General features: G+C 41.7%; 20 protein-coding genes. 11 read left to right on the forward strand and 9 right to left on the reverse strand.

Annotation, left to right across the window (positions count from 1 at the left end; translation table 11 throughout):
• Positions 1-14: 14 nt before the first annotated feature.
• The 6 genes from cydB to KVY11_RS05635 form a co-directional block, all read right to left on the reverse strand.
• Complete coding sequence (gene cydB / locus KVY11_RS05610) at positions 15-1,160, reverse strand: cytochrome d ubiquinol oxidase subunit II (protein ID WP_062033169.1); 1,146 nt, start codon at positions 1,158-1,160, stop codon at positions 15-17.
• Complete coding sequence (locus KVY11_RS05615; protein WP_004696658.1) at positions 1,157-2,737, reverse strand: cytochrome ubiquinol oxidase subunit I; 1,581 nt, start codon at positions 2,735-2,737, stop codon at positions 1,157-1,159. Before KVY11_RS05615 ends, cydB begins: the two co-directional genes overlap by 4 nt.
• A complete protein-coding gene (cydP, locus tag KVY11_RS05620) occupies positions 2,737-2,928 on the reverse strand; it encodes a cytochrome oxidase putative small subunit CydP (RefSeq protein WP_004696660.1) in 192 nt (63 codons plus the stop codon). Before cydP ends, KVY11_RS05615 begins: the two co-directional genes overlap by 1 nt.
• Before the next feature lie 683 nt (positions 2,929-3,611).
• Positions 3,612-4,229, reverse strand: coding sequence for an OB-fold-containig protein (locus tag KVY11_RS05625; RefSeq protein ID WP_010326962.1), 618 nt, complete (start codon positions 4,227-4,229; stop codon positions 3,612-3,614).
• An 18-nt stretch (positions 4,230-4,247) separates the two neighbouring features.
• Entirely contained in the window at positions 4,248-4,559 is a 312-nt protein-coding gene (locus KVY11_RS05630) for a Rieske (2Fe-2S) protein (RefSeq protein ID WP_010326961.1), read from the reverse strand.
• Positions 4,560-4,573: 14 nt separating this feature from the next.
• Positions 4,574-5,578, reverse strand: coding sequence for an adenosine kinase (locus KVY11_RS05635; RefSeq protein WP_218288504.1), 1,005 nt, complete (start codon positions 5,576-5,578; stop codon positions 4,574-4,576).
• A gap of 139 nt (positions 5,579-5,717) precedes the next feature.
• Here KVY11_RS05635 and KVY11_RS05640 point away from each other — a divergent pair, with 139 nt between their 5' ends.
• From KVY11_RS05640 to KVY11_RS05650, 3 genes are all read left to right on the forward strand, one after another.
• Positions 5,718-6,167 (forward strand): GNAT family N-acetyltransferase, encoded by a 450-nt coding sequence (locus tag KVY11_RS05640; protein WP_058869792.1) that lies wholly within the window; start codon positions 5,718-5,720, stop codon positions 6,165-6,167.
• Positions 6,168-6,326: 159 nt separating this feature from the next.
• Positions 6,327-9,266, forward strand: a complete 2,940-nt coding sequence (locus KVY11_RS05645; protein ID WP_218288377.1) for an insulinase family protein — start codon at positions 6,327-6,329, stop codon at positions 9,264-9,266.
• A gap of 17 nt (positions 9,267-9,283) precedes the next feature.
• Entirely contained in the window at positions 9,284-10,423 is a 1,140-nt protein-coding gene (locus KVY11_RS05650; RefSeq protein WP_168158809.1) for a phospholipase A, read from the forward strand.
• 62 nt (positions 10,424-10,485) lie between these two features.
• On the opposite strand, the gene KVY11_RS05655 is transcribed toward KVY11_RS05650, so the two are convergent.
• Together KVY11_RS05655 and KVY11_RS05660 are read right to left on the reverse strand one after the other, a co-directional pair.
• The gene (locus KVY11_RS05655; protein ID WP_218288378.1) at positions 10,486-11,835 is read right to left on the reverse strand and encodes a TrkH family potassium uptake protein; all 1,350 of its coding nucleotides are present in this window, start codon (positions 11,833-11,835) and stop codon (positions 10,486-10,488) included.
• Entirely contained in the window at positions 11,832-12,485 is a 654-nt protein-coding gene (locus tag KVY11_RS05660) for a TrkA family potassium uptake protein (protein ID WP_168158807.1), read from the reverse strand. Before KVY11_RS05660 ends, KVY11_RS05655 begins: the two co-directional genes overlap by 4 nt.
• 150 nt (positions 12,486-12,635) lie before the next feature.
• On the opposite strand from KVY11_RS05660, the gene KVY11_RS05665 reads away from it, so the two are divergent.
• The gene (locus KVY11_RS05665; protein ID WP_218288379.1) at positions 12,636-13,130 is read left to right on the forward strand and encodes a hypothetical protein; all 495 of its coding nucleotides are present in this window, start codon (positions 12,636-12,638) and stop codon (positions 13,128-13,130) included.
• Between the two features lie 40 nt (positions 13,131-13,170).
• Here KVY11_RS05665 and ilvA read toward each other — a convergent pair whose 3' ends face one another.
• Positions 13,171-14,709 carry a threonine ammonia-lyase, biosynthetic gene (ilvA, locus tag KVY11_RS05670; RefSeq protein ID WP_218288380.1) on the reverse strand — a complete coding sequence of 513 codons (1,539 nt, stop codon included), beginning with the start codon at positions 14,707-14,709 and terminating at the stop codon, positions 13,171-13,173.
• A 107-nt stretch (positions 14,710-14,816) separates the two neighbouring features.
• Here ilvA and rpiA point away from each other — a divergent pair, with 107 nt between their 5' ends.
• From rpiA to clpA, 7 genes are all read left to right on the forward strand, one after another.
• Complete coding sequence (gene rpiA, locus KVY11_RS05675; RefSeq protein ID WP_218288381.1) at positions 14,817-15,488, forward strand: ribose-5-phosphate isomerase RpiA; 672 nt, start codon at positions 14,817-14,819, stop codon at positions 15,486-15,488.
• A gap of 127 nt (positions 15,489-15,615) precedes the next feature.
• On the forward strand, positions 15,616-16,299 hold the full coding sequence (locus KVY11_RS05680; protein WP_218288382.1) for a SprT family zinc-dependent metalloprotease: 684 nt from the start codon (positions 15,616-15,618) through the stop codon (positions 16,297-16,299).
• 259 nt (positions 16,300-16,558) lie between these two features.
• Entirely contained in the window at positions 16,559-17,590 is a 1,032-nt protein-coding gene (locus KVY11_RS05685) for a GGDEF domain-containing protein (protein ID WP_371315979.1), read from the forward strand.
• Between the two features lie 110 nt (positions 17,591-17,700).
• Positions 17,701-18,756, forward strand: coding sequence for an N-acetyl-gamma-glutamyl-phosphate reductase (argC, locus tag KVY11_RS05690; protein ID WP_218288506.1), 1,056 nt, complete (start codon positions 17,701-17,703; stop codon positions 18,754-18,756).
• Between the two features lie 79 nt (positions 18,757-18,835).
• Entirely contained in the window at positions 18,836-19,582 is a 747-nt protein-coding gene (locus tag KVY11_RS05695) for a DUF6776 family protein (protein ID WP_218288383.1), read from the forward strand.
• Positions 19,583-19,599: 17 nt separating this feature from the next.
• The gene (clpS, locus tag KVY11_RS05700; RefSeq protein ID WP_218288384.1) at positions 19,600-20,016 is read left to right on the forward strand and encodes an ATP-dependent Clp protease adapter ClpS; all 417 of its coding nucleotides are present in this window, start codon (positions 19,600-19,602) and stop codon (positions 20,014-20,016) included.
• Positions 20,017-20,025: 9 nt separating this feature from the next.
• Complete coding sequence (gene clpA, locus KVY11_RS05705) at positions 20,026-22,302, forward strand: ATP-dependent Clp protease ATP-binding subunit ClpA (protein ID WP_218288385.1); 2,277 nt, start codon at positions 20,026-20,028, stop codon at positions 22,300-22,302.
• Positions 22,303-22,345: the final 43 nt, after the last annotated feature.

Consider the following 22,345-nt stretch of genomic DNA (forward strand, 5'->3'; position numbering starts at 1 on the left):
CTTAGACACAAGCCTTAGTAAAGGCTGTGTGAATTCTCTTTAATGTGTGTGTTGGTAATAACACCCCACATTTTGTAGTAACACCAAGTGGTATAGCACAAAATGAGTGGGACAAAGATACATGCTGCAACTGTCATTACAGTTAACGTCGTTTTACTTGAAACTGCATCCCACATGGTCAAGCTTGCAACAGGTTGAATGCTTGATGGCATTAAGAATGGGAACAGCGCAAAACCAGCAGTTAAAATTGCACCCACGACCGCTAAACTCGAACCTAAGAAGCTAAAGCCCGCTTTGTTTTTGCTTGCTGCAAGCACCACAATCAAACCACCTAAGATACCTGCGATAGGCGCAATCATGGTAATTGGGTAAGTCGAGTAGTTGTTCATCCAGCCATGGTTGGCATTGGTCAACACTTCTTTTGCCAATGGGTTAGCAACACCGTTGGTATCAAATGGAGTGACTAAGGTATAACCTTCGATTCCACCAAAGTACAACCAAGCACCAGCGCCTAAGAAACAGATGAGATAAGCAATGCCCATAAGTTTCGTTGCTTGTGCTGAGCGTCTGCGTAAGTCACCATCGGTACGAAGCATGAGCCATGCACCGCCGTGTGCACACAGCATTGATAAGCTAACTAGGCCGCAGACTAAAGCAAATGGGTTGAGTAGAGCAAAGAAGCTCCCTGTATAAGTTGAACGGACTGTATCATCTAAGCTAAATGGCACGCCTAAGAACATGTTCCCAAAAGCCACACCGAAGACCAGTGCAGGCACAGCACCACCGACTGCTAAACCCCAGTCCCATGACGTACGCCATTTGGTATTTTGCAGTTTAGAGCGGTAGTCAAAACCTACAGGTCGTAAGAATAGGGCAAACAGTACCAACAGTAGCGCCCAATACATGCCTGAGAATGCTGTTGCATAAACCATTGGCCATGCGGCAAACAATGCGCCGCCAGCAGTAATGAACCAAACTTGGTTACCGTCCCAGTGCGGAGCAATGGTGTTGATGGCCGCACGGCGTTCTTCATCTGTTTTGCCCACAAATGGCATGATCGCCATAGAGCCCATATCGAAGCCATCGGTGAGGGCAAAGCCAATCAGCAAGACACCGACTAAAACCCACCAAATGATTTTGAGTAATTCATATTCGATCATGCTTGAGTCTCCTCATTACGAGCTGCTTCAAGTTTTTCAAAATGGTATTTACCAGTGTGAAGCGAACTTGGACCAAGACGTGAGAATTTGATCATTAAATACATTTCAATGATCAAAAGAACGGTATAGAACGCAGCTAAGGCAGCGATAGAACCCCACACATCACCTGTGCTTAAGCTCGATGCTGACAAGTGTGTAGGTAGAACTTCACCAATCGTCCACGGCTGACGACCTACTTCTGCAACATACCAACCTGTTTGTGCAGCAATCCATGGCAGAGGGAGAGCGAAAAGCGCGAACTTCAGTAACCATGGTTTGTTTTCTGCATTGCGTTTTGCCACAGCAAAGGTTGCTAGAGCAAATAACAGCAGCATAAGGAAACCAGATACAACCATGGCGCGGAATGCCCAGAATAAGCTTGGTACGTGCGGAATCGTGTCTTTTGCAGCAGATTTAATTTGATCTTCAGATGCATCAACTACATTTGGTGTGTATTTTTTCAGCAGTAAGCCATAACCCAAGTCTTTTTGAGTTTCAGCAAAGGCAGCTTTTAGCTCTGGAGAAGTATCACCTGCGCGTAGTTTTTCCAGTTGTGAGTAAGCCACCATACCGTTACGAATACGATCTTCGTGCTGTACGATCAAATCTTTAATACCAGTCACTTCTTTGTCTAAAGAACGTGTTGCAATAAGACCCATCACATATGGAATTTTCACTGCATAATCTGTAGTCATGGTTTCTTTATTTGGAATACCAAACAAAGTAAAGGGTGCAGGTGCAGGGTGAGTATCCCATTCTGCTTCAATGGCCGCGAGTTTAGTTTTTTGAACATCACCGAGTTCATAACCTGACTCATCGCCCAGTAAAATCACTGAAAGTGTTGAAGCTAAACCAAAAATTGCGGCAATGGCAAATGAACGACGCGCAAACGGAATATCGCGTTTTTTCAGTAAGTAGTAGCTTGAAATAGCAAGGACGAAAATAGCACCTGTCACATAACCCGCAGACACGGTATGTACAAATTTTACCTGTGCAACTGGGTTAAAAATGAGAGCACCAAAATCTACCAGTTCCATGCGCATGGTTTCATAGTTAAAGACAGAACCGACAGGGTTTTGCATCCAACCATTTGCAACCAAAATCCATAAGGCAGACATATTAGAACCGAGTGCAACCAGCCATGTCACACATAAGTGCTGCACTTTGGATAAGCGATCCCATCCAAAGAAGAACAGACCGATGAATGTCGATTCTAAGAAGAATGCCATTAATCCTTCAATGGCTAATGGAGCACCGAAAATATCCCCCACATAGTGTGAGTAATATGCCCAGTTAGTCCCGAACTGGAACTCCATGGTTAAGCCAGTAGTGACCCCTAAAGCGAAGTTAATACCGAAGAGTTTCCCCCAAAACTTGGTCATGTCTTTATAAATTTCTTTACCTGAAATCACATAGGTGGTTTCCATAATGGCAAGAATAAAGGCAAGCCCCAGTGTAAGTGGAACAAAAATAAAGTGATACATCGCGGTCATAGCGAACTGGAACCGCGAAAGATCGACCACGCTTTCAGATATCATCAACGTGTCTCCTTGATTGGGGATGGATTGCCTGCAATACGCTCAGCAACTTGATTGTCAAAATTTTTAGGAATAGTCGGGGCGTCAAACCAGATGTTCTTAATGACCATTAAAATAATCACCTTAATGATTAAAATGGCCACAATCTCTCTGGTGACTTTTTGATTGAGATTTTTGGGGACTAAGCTCATTTCACAAAGCCTATTTTTTAACTTGCTTTATATTATTAAACAAAAACATACAAAAGATAAATAGTCTTTAAACTTAAATAAAAAATATATTATTAAGTTGTTTAAATACATATACTTAAAATAATGATGTGATGAAAAATAAACTAATATTTTTGTATTTTAAAGTTGACCAAATTACTTATGTTTATATTTAAATACCTGACTAAAATACTTGTATATATTTATTTTAAATCCGACTAAAACGCTTATATTTAACGTTCATCGTTATTTTATTGATAATTCGTCTTAAGAATATAAAAGTGATAGGGCTTTTAAATGATGGATTTTAACGGATATGAATCATGGATGATTTGATCTGTTGCATATACCACAAGGAAATTAGGAATTAAAAATCGAATTAATATTTAAAAAGTCTTTTATTGTGTCATCTAAGCTTGAAGGCAGAGGCGGGGAGTAAAATTCTCATCCTGAGCTTATTCTGGGTAAATTTTCTTAGAATCCAGAAAGCTGGATTGTAAATGAAAGATTGCTTTGAAAAGATTGAGCAAGAAGATGAGGCAAGGGTTCGATTTAAACAGCGCGTTGTGAGGCATTTGTTGGAGGCTGACGCAGTAGCCATGGCAAAGGATAAGCTTGCTCATAAAGACGTACAGCGTTGAAATGGGATCAGATGGGGTGCTTGTTTAGCGCGTACTTTCGCCGCTAAACAGTTGATTGGATTTTGAAATTTTCTTTGCTATGTAATGCGACTTTTTTAGACGAATGAGAATAATTTGTGATTGAAACTCAAGCTCACCAAACTCAGGCTCAACTTGCACATAGTGTAGCTGACCATATTCATCGCGAACGCGAGCTTGAGCCGAAAAACCGGGGCGTGCATTCCCGCTGGAGATGGTCGCCAGACGACCCAGTAAGTTGGTTTGCTTTTTATCTGGTCTGGGTTTAATAACTTGATCCAAACAGTGGATCATAAAAACGGTAAAGAAAATTGCAATAATTAGCGCAGGCAAGATTAGATAGTAAGCCGAAGTAAACGCTTGTTCTTTGGCATAGATGCAGAACTGAAGGAAATAACCTGCAACACTAAAATTAAGTAAGAGAAAAACGACAATCAGCACTTTAGAAAACTTAACGTCCAGCAGTGGAGATTCAGTCAGTTTTTGCGGCGAGAGCCTTTTGAGGAAATGACTTGGGCGGGATTTAAAAAAGTAGCCTAAGGTTTCCACCATGCTGAGTATGACTAAAGTCAATAAGCTGAAATGAAAGAGCATCAAGTCAGGGTGATGTAGCAACTCATACATGGTGAACGTCCAATTTCATTATTCTTCTGTGAGATAAATCCCACCGTCAGAATGCACGGTAATCGCTACTTTTTCAAGTGCTTCGCCTTGGCATGGGCCAGAAATGCATTCACCTGTTTCAACCATAAACAGTGCACCATGGGTCGAACATTCAATAAATTCTTGGTCGCGGTCTAAGAACTGATTTTCTAAAAATTCAAGTTCAACTTGCAAATGCGGGCAAATGTTTTGGTAAGCAAAGAAGGCACCGTCACGTTGAGTGATAAAAATCGTATCCCCTTTAGGTGTTTCAAAAGAACGCGCTTCGCGTTCTGGGATGTCTTCCGTCATGCAAATTTTTTGCATCATGCACATTCCTTTTGCAGTTGATGGAACAATTCAGCGTAATCTGCCACATCTAAACGAGGACCAAACTGAGACACTACTTCACTTGAAATCAAAATCGCAAGTTGCGCAGCTGTATGTAAGCCTAAGCCCGCATTCACGGCATAAAGGAAAGCACCAGCAAAGGCATCACCTGCACCATTGGCATCAATAGCGTGTACTTTACGACCTTCAACACTAAATGTTTCCTGTGCATTTGAAATAAGTGCACCTTCCGCCGAAAGTGTAATCACCACATGCTGGCTCAGTGTTTTAAGTTTTGCTAAAGCCGCCTCAACTGTTTCAGTTTCAGTGTACATCATGGCTTCTTGTTGGTTACAGAACAATAAGTCCACACCATCTGCAATCATTTCATCTAGACCATGACGCGCATATTGCACCATCGCAGGGTCAGATAGGGTTAATGCAATTTTAACACCATGAGCTTTGGCAATTTCACGCGCCTGCTTAACAGCTAAACGTGCGCTATCGCTGGTAGAAAGATAACCTTCGATATAGAGCCATTTCGCTGTTTTTAAGGGTTCAAAGTCAATCTGTTGTTCAGTTAACTCGGCTGTAATACCTAAATAGGTATGCATAGTACGTTCAGAGTCTCCACTGACTAGAACCATACACGTGCCCGTTACGCCTTCACTGATTGATTTTTCAGTGTTTTTAATGCCTGCTTCGTGTAAGCCGTTGAGGTAAGTTTGCCCTAGCTCATCATTACCCACGCGGCATGCATAAAATGCTGAACCACCCAAGGCACTAAAGGCAACGGTAGTGTTGGCTGCTGAACCACCTGAAGCTTGACCTTTATAGGTTTGTGTTTCTTTTAATTTTTTATAAAGATCTGCTTGTGTTTCACCATCAGTTAACTGCATAGTGCCTTTTTGCAAATGTTGTTGAATAAGGAAGTCGTCAGAGACTTTAAATTCTTGGTCGATTAGTGCATTACCAATTGCAAAAAGATCAACAGTTGCCATGTCTTTTTTCGTCACGTATTGAAAATAAAGCGACATTTTACACCAATGCTCAAGATTGCTGTAGTTTGTTGAGGAAAATTCATTTTATTTACGTGGCAAATGTAGTGAAATGGCTTTGCTCATATTCAAGGAAGTTTAGATGGAAATTTTAATTCAAGCGGCAGAACAATTACCTCCTCAAATACAAGCTTTGGCACAACATGCAGCAAAAGAAGGATATGAACCGTTGACCCGCTTGATCGAAGAATATCAAAGTGGAAAAAATCGTTTTGATCAAAAGGGTGAAGTGTTGTTATTGGCCTATGATCAAGACCAATTGATTGCCTGTGGCGGTTTAAATCAACAATGGGGTGAAAATGAAATCGAGGCGCGTATTGGGCGCGTACGTCGTTTTTATGTGCACCCTAAATACCGTAAGAGCGGTGTGGGTCGTCAGTTGTTGGCGCATCTAGAAAAATGTGCGCGTCCAAACTTTTCTGCACTGTGTTTAAATACCGCAGATTTATCCGCAGCCAGTTTTTATCAAAAGCAAAACTATGTTTTTGTGGAAAATCACCCGAACTATAATTATTTTAAATATCTCATCTAGTTTTACTTTTTGAGAACGCTTCCCTCAAAAAGACTGAAATTTGGAAAGCAGTGAGATGCTTTTCAAATTTCCAGCAAATTACTCGGGTTTTCAGCGTGAAATCTTTTGACAACTAAAGCTATAATGCAGGCAGTGTATTAATTATTGTTAGGAGATCACATGACTGTAGATGTCACTGAAACCATTTCTCAAACTGTACATCCTGCGTTTCAGTTGGTACGTCAACACCATGTTGAAGCTTTAGACATTTTAGTGTCTGAATATAAACATAAAGTCACTGGGGCAGTGCATTATCACTTGGCCACCAATCATGATGAAAATGTCTTCTTGGTTGCATTTCGCACCCAACCTATGGATTCAAAAGGCGAAGCACATATTTTAGAGCACACAGCACTGTGCGGTTCGGAAAAATTTCCTGTTCGCGATCCGTTCTTTTTAATGATTCGTCGTTCATTGAATACTTTTATGAACGCCTTTACTGCGGCGGACTGGACAGCGTATCCATTTGCGACTCAGAATAAAAAAGATTTCCAAAATTTACTTGAAGTATATTTAGATGCGGCTTTTGCAGCCAATTTGAATCCGCTGGATTTTGCCCAAGAAGGAATCCGCATTGAGCTTGAAAACGGTGAGCCTGTTTATAAAGGTGTGGTTTTCAACGAAATGAAAGGGGCAATGAGTTCGCCTTCAGACCAGTTGTATCATCAGTTAGCGCATCACTTATTCCCTGAAACCACTTATCACTACAACTCAGGTGGCGACCCTAAAGATATTCCAGACTTGACTTACCCTGAGTTGGTGGATTTCTATAAGTCGCATTATCACCCAAGTAACGCAGTTTTCATGACCTTTGGTAATGAACCTGCTTACAATCTACAAGAGCAGTTTGAAACTTTAGCCTTGGCCAAGTTTTCAAAAGGTGAAACGCTATTCTCTAAAGAAGAGCGCCGTTTGACTGCGCCACTAGAAGTGACTGAAACCTATGCGGTAGATGCGGAAGATTTAAAAGACAAAACTTATCACATTATTTCGTGGTTATTGCCTAAAGCCAGCGAGATCAAACTACGCTTAGGTATGCGCCTTGTAGAAGGTGTACTGTTAGAAGACTCGGCTTCTCCATTACGTCATTATTTAGAAACGTGTGGTTATGCACAGTCTACTGGCCCGATTATGGGGGTAGATGATTCAAACTACGAAATGACCTTCTACTGTGGCGTACAGGGTTCAAACCCTGAACATACAGCTGAGTTTAAAGCAGGTGTGTTTAAGGTTTTAGAAGATGTCGCTTCAAAACCTGTCGATCGAAATATGGTCGATGCGATTTTACATCAAATTGAATTGCACCAACGTGAAATCAATGGCGATGGCATGCCTTATGGTCTAAGCCTGATTTTAAATGGTTTGGGCAGTGCGATTCACCACAGCGACCCAGTCACTGTATGGGATGTGGACTCAGCCATTGCTGCGGTAAAAGAAGAACTGAAAGATCCAATGTGGTTGTCAAACTTAATCAAAACCTATTTGATTGATAACCCGCACCGTGTACAAATGACTTTGGTGCCTGATGCCAATAAATCTGCGGTGGAAGCGGCGGCAGAAAAAGCACGTTTAACCGAAATTGGTGCGCAGCTAACAGAAGCTGAAAAAGCAGAAATTGAAGCACAAACTGAAGCACTCAAAGTCCGTCAAGATACCCCAGATGACCTTAATCTTTTGCCAAAAGTGGGCTTGGAAGATGTGCCTGCTGAACTGCAAATTGTACAAGGGCAGTTGCGCGAGATTATCTCAAATCGTATCGATTATCCGTTGAATCTTTATCATGCGGGTACGAATGGTATTTACTACAACCAAGTGCTGATTCAGATTCCGCAAGATGTAGTGCAATCGCCATACTTTAACTTGCTATCTATTTTGATGGGTGAAGTCGGTGCAGGTCAGTATGACTATCTAGAACTACAACAACTGCAAACTGCGGTGAGTGGTGGTTTAGGTATGGGCGCCTCTTTACGTTCTCAAGTGAATGACAAAAATCAAATCAGTGCATGGTTAACGCTGACCACAAAATCGTTGGTGAGTAATTTTGACAGTATTGCTTTGTTGAAATTGGCATTTGAACAACTCCGTTTTGACGAAAAAGATCGCATTGTTGAGTTATTGCAACAACGTAAAACACGTTGGGCATCTCGTCTTTCAGGTTCAGGCCACAGTTATGCCATGCAAATTGCGGGACGTAACCACAGTGCTTTAGCAAAACGTGATTATCACAACACGGGCTTGGGTGCATTAAACTGGTTAGGCGATCTAGTCAGCCGTATTGAAAAAGATGCAGCAGCTTATGATGATTTGATCAATGAATTAAAAGCGATTCATTTGAAACTTTTACAAGCACCAAAACAGTTCTTACTGGTGTGTGAAGAACATCATTCAGACCGTTTGGTTGAAGAAGTTCAAAATGTGTGGGACAAGTTAACCATTCCTGAACAAACTGTGACTTTAAAAGCTACAGAGCAGATCGATACCGATGCTGATGAAGCATGGCTAATTCAAGCCAATGTTCAATTCTGCTCATCAGCTTATCAAGCCGTTGAGGTGTCACATCCAGATGCTGCACCGCTGATGGTGCTGGCAGCGTACTTGCGTAATGGTTTCTTACACAGTGCAATTCGTGAAAAAGGTGGGGCTTATGGTGGTGGTGCAAGCTATGATGGCAACGCATGCTCATTCCGCTTCTATAGTTACCGTGACCCGCGTTTGGCTGAAACCTTCAATGACTTTGAAGCCAGTGTGCAATGGTTGCTAAATACTGAGCAAAAGCCACATCAGCTTGAGGAAGCAATTTTAGGTTTGATTGCTGGTATGGACAAACCAGGTTCACCAGCGGGTGAAGCGATTACGGCATGTTATGCACTTTTACATGCACGTACACTAGCCTTCCGTAAGCAGTTACGTAGCCGTCTTTTGGCTGTGAGTTTAGAGGACTTGCAACGTGTGGCGGTACAATACTTGCTTGAACAAAAACCAACGAAAGCCGTGGTTGCACCTATGGCGAAGCGTGATACTTTAATTGAGTTAGGTTTTAGTATTCAACAAGTTCAGTAAAACAATAAGAGGGTCGTATGGCGTTCAAATCATTTGAGCGTTCAACTTTAGTACTGAGCATGACTGTGCTCAGTACTTTGGGTGTCGCTAAAACACATGCACAAATTTCCGAAGTACCTGCAGCTCCTGCAACAGCCGAGGCATGTGTTGCATTGGCATCGAATGCAGACCGTTTGGCTTGTTATGATGCATTATTTAAAATCCCTGAAGCAGTAAAGCCGCGCATTGTTTCTGAGCAACGTGCAGCTATGGAAATTGCGCCAGAACCCGAAAATATCACGGGGAAGATTACACAAAGTGTGAGCTCTGTTTTCGCTTCTGAAGGTCCTAAAATATCGCCAAATTTATCTTTAATGGATAGTCGTTGGGAGCTTTCACCCGAAAGTAAACTGGGGACTTGGAATATTCGTGCCTATCAACCTGTCTATTTAATGCCTGGTTTTTGGACAACAGATAAAAATGAATTTCCACAAAGTCCAAATCCGACCAATACGGTGGATGAAGATCAGAACCTAAAGTCAATGGAAGCGAAATTCCAACTGTCTTTAAAAACTAAAGCTGTGGAAAACCTATTTGGGGACAATGGCGATGTTTGGTTAGGTTATACCCAGTCTTCTCGTTGGCAGCTTTATAATAGTGATGAATCACGTCCGTTCCGTGAAACGAACTATGAGCCTGAAGCCAGTTTGGTTTTCCGTACCAATTATGAACTGTTGGGTTTAAATGGTCGCTTACTGGGATTAACTTTCAACCATCAGTCTAATGGTCGTTCCGATCCGTTGTCACGTAGTTGGAACCGTGTCATGTTGAATGTGGGGTTTGAAAGAGACAACTTTGCGCTCATGCTGCGCCCTTGGTACCGTCTAGATGAAGATGCAGGTGATGATAATAACCCGGATATTAAGGATTATATCGGACGGGGTGACTTAACAGCATTCTACCGTTGGAATGAACATGACTTTTCACTCATGCTGCGTCATAGTTTAAAAGGTGGCGATGACGCGCGCGGTGCTGCACAGTTTGACTGGGCTTTTCCTATTTCAGGGAAGTTGCGTGGCCATTTCCAGTTGTTTGATGGTTATGGCGAAAGCTTAATTGATTATAACCACCGAGCGACTTATGTGGGCTTGGGCGTGTCCTTAATGAATTGGTACTAATTTAGAAACATAAAAAAACCACGTTTGATACGTGGTTTTTTTATGTTTAAGTGTTAGGTGTTTTAACCAATTTGAATATCGGCAGCTGGATGTTTTAAACGGCTCTTTTTTGGCGTCGCAATCAGGTAGGCTAGCGTTAAAGGACCTAAACGACCTGCAAACATCAAGAGCATCAGAATAAATAAACTTGCAGGTTGAAGTTCACCGGTGATGCCCCGTGATAAACCGACTGTACACGCGGCTGAAATGGCTTCAAATAACAAATCCATAAACTGATGATTAGGCTCGATTAAGGATAAAGTAAAGATGCCTAAGAAAATAAGTGCTGCGGTAATAGAGACGACAGCCATTGCCTTAAAAGAGGTTTTTTGAGAAACAGAGTGATTGAACACACGAATTTCATCTTCACGTCTAAGGAAGCTAATCACGCTGAGTAAAACAATAATAAAAGTACCTACTTTAATCCCGCCCGCGGTACTCATCGAGCCGCCCCCAATGAACATCAGTAACATGGTGACGAGGGTCGAGGCATCTTTCATTTGTGCCAAATCGAGGCTGTTAAAACCCGATGAACGAGGCACTGTGGCATGGAACCATGCATTTAAAGCTTGGTCACCTAAGCTCATTGGCGCTAAGGTGAGGGGGTTGTTCGATTCAATTGCCCATAAAAGAACAAAAGCAATCAGGTTCAAACCTGCAATGGTTGATAAAATCAGTTTGCTATTGGTACTTAAGCCTTTCCAACGTTTGCTGCGTTTAATGTCCATTAATACCACAAAACCTGTCCCACCAATGATGTATAACATACTGATGGTAAAGGTAATGAGATACTGACCCGAGAAGCTCATTAGACTGTTGGGAAATAGTGAAAAGCCACCATTGTTAAATGCGGATACACTATAAAAAGCCGCATAAAACAGAGCTTGATTGAAGTTGTAATCCTCTAACCATGCAATGGTCAAAATAACCGTGCCGATCGCCTCAAAAAATAAGGAATATAGCAGTACACCTTTAATGGTGAAGGATACTTTGGATAAGCTGGTTTGACCAATGGTCTCTTGCGCCATGATTTGTTGCTTTAAACCGAGTTTGGTCGACAGACTCAGTGCGGCTAAAATTGCAAAAGTCATAAAGCCTAAGCCACCAATTTGAATTAGCAGCATGATGATGATTTTACCTGTTACGGTAAAAGTTTCACCGACATTCACCACAGACAGTCCGGTAATGGTGACTGCTGAGCTGGCGGTGAACAAAGAGTTAATCCAACTGAGTTCACCGTAGTGTGAAATGGGTAACTTTAATAATAGAGTCCCAATAATAATAAAGCTCAAAAAACCCAAAGCCAGCAGGCTGGGCGGGCTTAAATTAATGGTGCTGTTTTTGGGGGTTTGCCATTCTTTGACTTTTTTCATGATTTGAACCGTGCTGAAAGACGACGTAATGTTTCGAGTAAACCTTCAACAACTAGAATATCACCCACTTGTAAAATTAAATTGGGGTCAATGCTGTACAAAACGTCTTTGCCACGTTTATGGAGTAATGTTTTCACATCAGGTGCTTGATCCATCAATTGGCGGAAGCGAGTCCCTTGTAGTTTTTCATCAATTTCAATTTTGACAATATAGTGGTTATCTTCAAGCGCCATATAGCGACTGACCATGGGGTAGCATAAAGACTGCGCAATCCGTACGCCCATGTCCTCTTCAGGGTGAATAATTTTACTAATCCCTAAATGGCTTAAAATCATATGGTGCGACTTTGATTTGGCTTTGACCCAAATTTTTTCAACCCCAATATTTTTGAGGTGCAGCACACACAAAATACTGGCTTCAATATTTTCACCAATTGCGACCACCACGGCATCGCAGTTTTTAATATTTAATTCATCGAGGACATGTTCATCTGTTGCGTCGGCGATGACAGCATGGGTCACCTGCTCAGAAATATTTTCAACATATTTTTTTTCACTATCGATACCAATGACATCATGTCCCAGTTCAATGAGTTGAGTTGCAACTGTGGCTCCAAAGCTTCCTAAACCAATCACTGCAAATTGTGCCATGTCATCTTTCCTTTAAATTTTTTTATACGTCGATTGTTAACGAATGTTGTGCCAAATTTCACAAGATGTCATCTTTATACAGACACGCTTTTTTCGATCAACCGCGCTTTGCCTTATACCAATATATCACTCATCCAAAGGAGTATATAAATGCGGAAGACACTGTATGAATCCCTCAGGATCGCGTTTCCAGAATTGAATGATACCGCAATTCCAGAAGAACAAGATGAGTTCGAGCACTTTGTACGTTGGTTGAATAGCTATTATTCAAACATTCAAAAAATAGAACTCGATGATTTTCGACAAAATGGTATTGATGAATGCCATCGACTCCAACAGTTAGGTATTGACTTAGACGAGCTGAAAAACCAAATCAATGATGATATGGCGTCTTTTTATCAAATGTATGAGAGTGAGGAAGAAGAAACCTCAGACATGCATGGTTATGATTTTGAATTTAGTTTTGATGTTATTTTTAACCACATTAAAATTTTTATTGAGCCTTATGAACTCAGTTTACTGGTTATCGAGCGGGAGAACCCCTATTGGCTGTTGGTACCGCATAATGATGAGCTGATAGATAGAATTATTGTTACGTATAACCACACGTTTGGTGATGAAGAGCCGATACAGCTCATAGAATAAAACCGCCTCGAAGGGCGGTTTTATGTATGTATTGAATCTTTTATTTTAAGAAACGTTGATAACCTAGGTTATTGGTAATTTCTTCATATGGATACGAAATACTTTCTAAGGTTTCAATCAAACCATCTGGGTTTTGTTTCGCATCACTTGCTTCTAAACCAACAAGGACACGACCTTCCGCCGCACCATGGTTACGGTAGTGGAATAGGGTAATGTTATGCGTAGGGCCAAGGCGTTCGAGGAACATTAATAGCGCACCTGGACGTTCAGGGAACTCAACACGGAACAAACGCTCGTTTTCAAGGTCTGCATGCCCACCAATTAGGTAGCGAATATGCAGTTTTGCCACTTCATCATCAGATAAGTCATCGACATCGAACTGAGTTTTGAGTGCTTCAAAAATATCGTGACGCTCTTTTTCACCGCCTTTTAAGCTAATGCCGACAAAGACTTGCGCTGCACTGGCATCGCTCGCACGGTAGTTAAACTCGGTGATATTACGACCTTGTAGTGCTCGGCAGAAATTCAGGAATGAACCTTTTTTCTCTGGAATGGTCACAGCAAAAATAGCTTCTTTACGTTCACCTAATTCAGTACGTTCTGCAATATAACGTAAACGGTCAAAGTTCATGTTGGCACCACATACAATTGAGACGATGTTTTGCCCAATCAGCTCGTGTTTTTCAATATATTTTTTAATCCCTGCCAAGGCCATTGCACCTGATGGTTCAACGATGCTACGACACTCATCATAGGTGTCTTTAATGGCGGCACAAATTTCATCGGTATTGACTAAAACCACTTCACACTCAACGATCGGACCTGAGTTATCCGACTTTTGGAGTTGAATCACTTCAAATGGTTTTTCACCAATCTGTGCTACCGCAGTACCATCAGCAAATAGACCGACTTGAGGCAGTACAACACGTTCACCTGCTTCAAATGCGGCTTTTAAACAAGCAGATTCGTCATATTCAACAGGAATGACTTTGACATGTGGTGCAACATCGCCTAAGTAGGCTGCTACACCAGCAATTAAACCGCCGCCACCAACAGCGACGAAGACATAGTCGACATCGCGCCATTGACGCAAAATTTCATTGCCAATCGTACCTTGACCTGCCATGACCAGTTCATCGTCATAGGGTGGAATAAAACTCATACCGTCTTCTGCGGCACGTTGAATCGCGTATTTGTTGGCAACATCAAAAGAGTCGCCGTGGAGAACCACTTCACCGCCTAAGCGTTTGACCGCCTGAACTTTAATATCTGGGGTGGTTTTCGGCATCACAATAATGGCACGAATCCCGAGTTTTTTACCTGACAGTGCTACGCCTTGGGCATGGTTGCCAGCAGATGCAGTAATCACGCCACGTTCAAGTTGAGCTCTAGGAAGTTGGCTAATGCGGTTATAGGCACCGCGTAGCTTAAATGAAAAGACTGGTTGTAAGTCTTCACGTTTAAAACGAATGTTGTTATTGAGTTTCTCACTAATTCGAGGTGCCGCTTCGAGTGGAGTTTCGATTGCAACATCGTAGACTGTTGCTTGTAATATTTGTCGAACCAAACGAGACAGCATGTTAATTTCCCATTTAACAGTTTAAAATAGAGGATCATTGTAACAAACCCCTGTACATTTGGGCTGTAAAATCAGCAACAAATGTCAAAAAATAGTTGAGCCAAATTATGAGTCTGTATGCTACCCAAGATGAAAAAAAGCAAGCTGCTGCAAAAGCTGCCTTAAAGCACTTACCTAAAGGTGGCATATTAGGGGTAGGTACAGGCAGCACCGTGAATTTCTTAATTGAGTTTTTACCAGAACTTCAGCTTGAAGCGGCTGTGGCAAGTTCAGAAGCAACGGCTGAGCGTTTAAAGAAATTAGGCATTGAAGTGGTTGATATGAACTCTGTGGGCGGTTTAGATGCCTATGTAGATGGGGCAGACGAAATTGACCGTCATATGCATATGATCAAAGGTGGTGGGGCTGCACTTACTCGCGAGAAAATTGTAGCTTCAATTGCGAGAAAATTTGTTTGTATCGTTGATGACTCTAAGTGGGTCGATCAATTGGGGCGTGACTTTCCACTTCCGATTGAAGTGATTCCAATGGCTCGTTCAGCTGTGGCACGTAAAATTGTCTCACTCGGTGGTGATCCTGCTTACCGTGAAGGCGTGGTGACGGATAACGGTAACGTGATTTTAGACGTTTATAACTTAAATATCTTAAATGCGCTTGAGCTTGAAAAAACCATTAACGACATTCCAGGTGTGGTGTGTAATGGTATTTTTGCAATCAATAAAGCAGATGTGGCAGTTGTTGCAACAGACAGCGGTATTGAAGAACGTACCGCGGTTTAATTTTAAATCTTCCCTAAGCTCTTCTTTGAAAAAGAGGGGCGAAAAGCAAAAACATTTTTATCTTATGTTTTTCTCCCTCCTTTCAAAAGGAGGGCCGGGAGGATGATTCAATAAAAGAATAATATTAATGACCTTAGCAGACCTACCTGAAATTCAAATCACCCATCATGCACGTGCGACCCGGTTACGACTTCGTGTTGAACCGACTCAAATTCGTTTAACCGTGCCTAAGTTTTGTAGTAAACGGCAAATTCAGGATTTTTTAAATCAATCTGAACAGTGGATGGTTGAAACGTGGCAGAAGCAGCAAGCCAGTCTGGTACAGATAGATCGAACCCTTCCCACAGAGTTGCGGTTATTTAATCGCCAAAACGCTTTAACGGTGAGCTATCAAACACAAAAAAATGCGTATATTTTGGATGAGGATAATCACCAGCTTTGGATCAGTGACCGTCAGCCTGAAAGTTATTTAAAATCTTTTGTGATTGTATATGCCAAACAGCACTTGCCTATTTATTTGCAACAGATTAGTCATGAAACTGGTTTAAAATTTGCACAATGTTCAATTCGTCAGCCCAAAACACGTTGGGGGAGTTGTAGTGCCAAACACGACATTATGCTTAACAGTGCTTTAGTGTTGTTTCCTGAAGCCATTACCCGTTATGTCTGTGTGCATGAACTCGCACATACGCAACATTTTGATCATAGTGCACGTTTTTGGGCGGAAGTTGCCAAATATGATGCTGCTTTTCAACAGCATCGAAAAACCTTAAAAACAACCGCATTGCCGCATTGGTGGGCAAGCGTTTAAAGTTAATTTTACGTGCAGAATTTAAAAATAATTTTTTCTGATTGATTGAGCGTTAGTCAAAAAATGCTCTAAACTTCATGATCTAAGGTAAACATTCCTCAATTTTAGTCCAAAGACCTCAAATGTGAATTTTACAGATATCCACTATTTTATATTAATCGTTCCAGCTTGCCTGATTTTAATGGGAAGCTTGCTTTTAATATGTCATTTTGCTTTTAGGGCTCCCTCATATTTATTGTGGCTCGGGCTTGGATATATTGTGCCTTCGTTTTCTGTGGCGGCACAAAGTTTGATGTCGAATAAGCAGTTGGCTTTGTCGGCACCCATTTTAGGCAGTATGTATTTGTTTGGCGCATGGGCCAGCGCCTACGCCATGGGCTTAAGAAAGAATGCCAATGCACGTCCATATTGGTGTCTGGCCTTGGTCGTGATGGCTTTACTTTCACTCAGTTATTATTCCTACGTAGATGATCAACTGTGGATCAGAATGCTGATTCTGAACATTTCAATTGCATTGGTTGAGTCTTTGGTTTTGTTTTCAATGTTTAAACATTATCAAGGGATTGATTTGCTCAATAAAATAGTCGATTTTTCTTACTTGTTTATTGTGCTGTATACCTTTGTTCGCGGAATCATTATTTTTCTCTTTTTAAGAAATATCGAAGCAGATATGCTGGCAAATTCAGTTTGGTGGCTGATGATGCTTGCTGCGAGCATTATCTTAAGTATGTGGTTTGCAATAGTGCTGCTCGGAACCTTGGTACGCGATATTATCCATCAACTCAATGATGAGCGGCTAAGAGATCCGCTAACACATTTATTCAATCGACGTGGCTTTAACGAAGCGGCTAAACGAAAGTTGCATCAGCTCTCTAAACAGTCTTATTTCTTGCTCATGTGTGATATTGATCATTTTAAGAAAATTAATGACACCTATGGGCATTTGGTGGGTGATCAAATTTTACAACAAGTCGGTCAAATTATTGGGCAAAATGTCCGTGCGCACGATTTGGTGGGGCGTTTCGGCGGAGAGGAGTTCATTGTCTTATTGCAAATTGATGACCCCACGCTGGCTTATAACATTGCCAATCGTATTCGTTTAGGTATTGCCGATGCACGATTATCCTCAAAAAATATTGCCGTGACAGCAAGTTTTGGACTGGCTGCAGTACATCATTCCAACTTAAAATATGCCATACAAGCTGCCGATCAATTGTTATATCAGGCGAAACATTCGGGACGAAATCAGATTGGTTTTGAGCCTGCACAGAGTATATTGGATGTGCCTTAATAGGTGTCGATAGCACTAAAAACGCATAAATTCCAAGTAAAACAGTTTAGAAAGCAGAAACTTCCTGTCATACTAGGCAGTTACGAAATGGACAGTTTAAGTTTGAGGTAATACACGTGATTTCAGTTGGTATTGTCGGCGGTACAGGTTATACAGGCGTTGAATTGTTGCGTCTTTTACTACGACACCCAAATGTGCAAGTAAGCGTATTAACATCGCGTACAGAAGACGGTCGCCGTGTAGATGATATGTTCCCAAGCTTACGTGGACATACCGAACTCAAATATTCAGATTTGAATATTGATGAACTGAAAAAATGTGATGTGGTGTTCTTTGCGACACCGCATGGCGTTGCCATGAAGCATGCCGAAGAGTTGGTGGCTGCAAATACTAAAGTGATTGACCTTGCCGCAGACTTCCGTTTACAAGATTTAGAACAGTTTGAAAAATGGTATGGTATGCAGCATGCGTGCCCTGAACTGTTGAAAGACTCGGTTTATGGTTTGTCTGAATTAAACCGTGAGCAGATTAAACAAGCCAATGTTATTGGTAACCCTGGTTGTTATCCAACGACAGTACAACTGGGTTTAGCGCCGTTATTTAAGCAAAATGACACATTAGTTAAACCTGAAAGTATTATTATTGATGCAAAATCGGGTGTGTCTGGTGCAGGCCGTAAAGCCAGCCTTGGTATGATCTATTCTGAAAATGCTGATAATTTTAAAGCCTATGGCGTTGCAGGTCACCGTCATCATCCTGAAATTGTGGAAGCGTTGGAAAATATTTCAGGCTTAAAAGAGGTGTTTAACCACATTTTGTTTGTTCCGCATTTGGTGCCAATGATTCGTGGCATGCTGAGCACGATTTATGTGGACTTAACCGATGCGGGTGAAGCTGCTGATGTGCAAAGTTTATATGAACAGTTTTATGCCAATGAAGCTTTTGTCGATGTGATGCCTGCGGGAAGTTCACCAGAGACACGTTCTGTGCGGGGTGCAAATCAACTACGTATTGCGCTGTATAAACCACAACCGAAAAAGTTGGTGGTCATTTCTATACAAGACAATTTGGTTAAAGGTGCAGCAGGTCAGGCCGTTCAAAACATGAACTTAATGTTTGGATTTGCTGAAACAGCGGGCCTAGACGGAATTGGTTTATTACCATAAAAAACGTTTTAAAACTTCACACACATTTAGATTTCGATTTAAATGTGTGTTTTGAATTGAATCAAAATAAGAGATGACGATGCCGAACACTGACACAAATATGACGTCACAACAGCCTGAACCTGCAAAGCCGTTTTTACAGACCAATAAGCCTTTGGCAATTGGTGCTGCAATATTGATGGTTGCAAGTGGACTATTGGGCTATACCGTCGGACATCGTCAGGGTTTAACGGTGGTAGGTTTTGATGCAGATGCTGAGCAACTGGTTGAAGTGGTACAAAAGCAAAAGACCAGTCTGGATGTATTAAATAAAAACTATAATGCTGCTGTTCAGGAGCGTGACGTTGCTGTGACCAATTCAAATGAGCTGTATTTGTCATTGCAAAAAGCTCTGGATCAACAAGCGCAATCTGAAACCACTGCTGTGATTTACCGTGAGGTTTTACGTCAACGCGGCGGTATTCCACTGGCTGTGCAGCATATTGCGATTAAACCTTTGCCTGAAAATGCATTTGAATATCAACTTGATTTGGTTCAAGTTAGTCCATCTAAACGTGCAGCTTCAGGTACCGTTGAGCTTCGACTCATTCGTGGTACAGAGGTTTTAGTTGTACCTCTAGAAGACAAAAACTTTAACTTTGAAAACTATGAGCGTTTAACAGGGCGTTGGACGATGCCTAAAGGCTTTACGCCACAGTTTATCGAAGTCCGTTTAACAGGTAGCACCCCAGTGACACGACGCTTTAGTTGGTCACGTGGTGAGGCCGTAGAAAGTCAATCTGCATTTGTCTCTGAAATCCCTCAGGCTGAGGCAAATGCACAATAATTGTGAATTGTAAGTTTATGGGTATCTCTAAGCGTTCAACGTGTTTAAATGAAATCAAGCAGTCTTTTCATGAATCTGACTATGTCGACTGGCATATCAGCCCGCGCTTGAGCAATGATGAACCGCATGAAGAAGAAAATGGGGATGTCGCTGTCCAAACCGCGCCACCAGAACTTAAGCGTCCGCCACTCTATGCTGTCGTTTTAATGAACGATGACTACACCCCAATGGACTTTGTTATTGAAATTTTACAACAATACTTTGCTTTGAATCTTGACCAAGCCACTCAAGTAATGCTAACTGTACATTATGAAGGAAAAGGTGTTGCAGGCGTTTACCCGAGAGACATCGCGGAAACAAAAGCAAACCAAGTCAATAATTACGCTCGGTCTCAAGGTCATCCTTTACTTTGTCAGATTGAGCCGAAAGATTAAGGGGGTTCCATGCTCAGTCGTCAATTAGAAGTATCCTTACGTTTGGCTGTTAGTATGGCTCGACAAAAGAGACATGAATTCCTAACCGTTGAACATTTATTATTGGCTTTACTCGATAATGATTCGGCCGTAAATGCATTGAAAGCCTGCGGTGCAGATATTATTGTGCTTCGTAAAGAGCTTGAAGAATATGTAGAGCAGCACACTCCTAAGCTGGGCGAAAACAGTGACCAAGCTCCGCATCCAACTGAAAGTTTTGACCGTATTTTACAACGTGCAATTTTCCATGTGCAATCAAGCGGTGGTGATCGTACAGTTGAAGGTGCAGACATTTTAGTTGCAATGTACTCTGAACGTGACTCTTTTGCAGTCTACCTCTTGAAACGTCATCAAATTAACCGTTTAACACTGACACAATACTTGGCCCACGGCACACGTAAAGACGAAGTGCAAGTGGAAGAAGAAATTGAAGATCTTGACGGGGAATCGACCAGTTCAAGCAACGCAGGCCCTTTAGAGCTGTATACAACCAACTTAAATGTTGAGGCACAAAAGGGTAAAACGGATCCTTTAATTGGTCGTGAAAAAGAAATTGAGCGCGCAGCACAAATTCTATGCCGTCGCCGCAAAAACAACCCGTTATTGGTGGGTGATCCTGGTGTCGGTAAAACATCGATTGCTGAAGGTTTAGCTTGGCTCATTGTCAATGGTAAAGCGCCTAAACCATTGGCAAATGCTGAAGTGTATAGCTTAGACATTGGCGCTTTGGTGGCAGGAACCAAATACCGTGGTGACTTTGAAAAACGTTTAAAACAGCTTTTGAACGCGTTGAAAAAGAAACCAGAAGCAGTTTTGTTTATTGACGAAATCCACATGATTATTGGTGCAGGCTCAAGTATGGGCAGCACAATGGATGCGTCAAACTTGATTAAACCCGCTTTGGCCAATGGTTCATTGCGCTGCATCGGTTCAACCACATTCCAAGAATACCGCCAAGTCTTTGAAAAAGATCATGCATTGTCACGCCGTTTCCAAAAAATTGATGTCAATGAGCCATCTATTTCAGAAACGATTGATATTTTACGCGGTTTGAAGAGCAAGTTTGAAGATTTCCATCATGTTAAATATGATGACAAAGCTTTAATTTCTGCGGTTGAGCTTTCTGCGAAGTTCATTAATGACCGATTTTTGCCGGATAAAGCCATTGATGTCATTGATGAAGCAGGGGCACAACGTCGTCTGAAAGCCGAACAAGATGACACCTTGATTACCGTGGAAAATATTGAAGATATCGTGTCGAAAATTGCGCGTATTCCACCAAAAACCGTATCTAAAGATGATAAGACCGTTCTTGAAAATCTTGAACGTGATTTAAAACGTGTGGTCTTTGGTCAAGATGAAGCGATCGAAGCTTTAGGCTCAGCAATTAAACTGTCGCGTGCAGGCTTAAAATCACCAGATAAACCTGTGGGTAGTTTTGTTTTTGCAGGACCAACTGGGGTGGGTAAAACAGAAGTCACCAAACAGCTTGCGAAATTACTGGGTGTTGAGTTGGTTCGTTTCGATATGTCAGAGTATATGGAACGCCATGCGGTTTCACGTTTGATCGGTGCGCCTCCAGGCTATGTGGGCTTTGATCAAGGCGGTCTATTGACCGATGCGATTCATAAAAGTCCGCACTGTGTATTATTGCTAGATGAGATTGAAAAAGCGCATCCAGACGTGTTCAACTTATTGCTACAAATCATGGATCATGGTTCATTGACCGATAACAATGGTCGTAAATCAGACTTCCGTAATGTGGTGTTGGTATTGACCACAAATATTGGCGCGGAAAGTATTTCTCGCGTGAGTATTGGCTTCATGGATCAAGACAACAGTAATGATAACCAAGATGCGATGAAAAAAGCGTTTTCTCCTGAGTTCCGTAACCGTTTAGACAGTGTGATTCAGTTTAAAGCTTTACCAACGACAGTAATTGAAAACGTAGTAGATAAGTTTTTAACAGAACTACAAGCGCAACTGGATGAGAAAAAAGTCATTCTAGAAGTGGATCAAAGTGCGCGTGAGTGGATGGCTGAAAATGGCTATGACCGTTTAATGGGTGCTCGCCCAATGCAACGACTCATCCAAGAGCATTTGAAAAAACCACTGGCTGAAATGATTCTATTTGGTGAGCTTGCAGAACATGGTGGTAATGTTGCGGTCTCTGTGAAGAATGAAAATGGTAAAGCGGTGGGTCTAAAACTCGAAGTTTTCGAAGATCAAACGGCTGAGCCTGCTTAAAGATCGCTATATAATTTAAAACCCGTGTTCGCACGGGTTTTTT

The organism is Acinetobacter sp. CWB-G5, assembly GCF_019209785.1.
In the GTDB taxonomy this organism is placed as follows: domain Bacteria; phylum Pseudomonadota; class Gammaproteobacteria; order Pseudomonadales; family Moraxellaceae; genus Acinetobacter; species Acinetobacter johnsonii.

Bases quoted from the DNA above. Each gene is read 5' to 3' on its own strand.
- clpA (WP_218288385.1), top strand. From the start codon at position 20,026: ATGCTCAGTCGTCAATTAGAAGTATCCTTACGTTTGGCTGTTAGTATG.
- KVY11_RS05655 (WP_218288378.1), bottom strand. From the start codon at position 11,835: ATGAAAAAAGTCAAAGAATGGCAAACCCCCAAAAACAGCACCATTAAT.
- KVY11_RS05635 (WP_218288504.1), bottom strand. From the start codon at position 5,578: ATGGCAACTGTTGATCTTTTTGCAATTGGTAATGCACTAATCGACCAA.
- KVY11_RS05680 (WP_218288382.1), top strand. From the start codon at position 15,616: ATGACCTTAGCAGACCTACCTGAAATTCAAATCACCCATCATGCACGT.
- KVY11_RS05625 (WP_010326962.1), bottom strand. From the start codon at position 4,229: ATGTATGAGTTGCTACATCACCCTGACTTGATGCTCTTTCATTTCAGC.
- rpiA (WP_218288381.1), top strand. From the start codon at position 14,817: ATGAGTCTGTATGCTACCCAAGATGAAAAAAAGCAAGCTGCTGCAAAA.
- ilvA (WP_218288380.1), bottom strand. From the start codon at position 14,709: ATGCTGTCTCGTTTGGTTCGACAAATATTACAAGCAACAGTCTACGAT.
- KVY11_RS05630 (WP_010326961.1), bottom strand. From the start codon at position 4,559: ATGACGGAAGACATCCCAGAACGCGAAGCGCGTTCTTTTGAAACACCT.
- KVY11_RS05650 (WP_168158809.1), top strand. From the start codon at position 9,284: ATGGCGTTCAAATCATTTGAGCGTTCAACTTTAGTACTGAGCATGACT.
- KVY11_RS05660 (WP_168158807.1), bottom strand. From the start codon at position 12,485: ATGGCACAATTTGCAGTGATTGGTTTAGGAAGCTTTGGAGCCACAGTT.
- cydB (WP_062033169.1), bottom strand. From the start codon at position 1,160: ATGATCGAATATGAATTACTCAAAATCATTTGGTGGGTTTTAGTCGGT.
- KVY11_RS05695 (WP_218288383.1), top strand. From the start codon at position 18,836: ATGCCGAACACTGACACAAATATGACGTCACAACAGCCTGAACCTGCA.
- clpS (WP_218288384.1), top strand. From the start codon at position 19,600: ATGGGTATCTCTAAGCGTTCAACGTGTTTAAATGAAATCAAGCAGTCT.
- KVY11_RS05645 (WP_218288377.1), top strand. From the start codon at position 6,327: ATGACTGTAGATGTCACTGAAACCATTTCTCAAACTGTACATCCTGCG.
- KVY11_RS05615 (WP_004696658.1), bottom strand. From the start codon at position 2,737: ATGATATCTGAAAGCGTGGTCGATCTTTCGCGGTTCCAGTTCGCTATG.
- cydP (WP_004696660.1), bottom strand. From the start codon at position 2,928: ATGAGCTTAGTCCCCAAAAATCTCAATCAAAAAGTCACCAGAGAGATT.
- KVY11_RS05665 (WP_218288379.1), top strand. From the start codon at position 12,636: ATGCGGAAGACACTGTATGAATCCCTCAGGATCGCGTTTCCAGAATTG.
- KVY11_RS05640 (WP_058869792.1), top strand. From the start codon at position 5,718: ATGGAAATTTTAATTCAAGCGGCAGAACAATTACCTCCTCAAATACAA.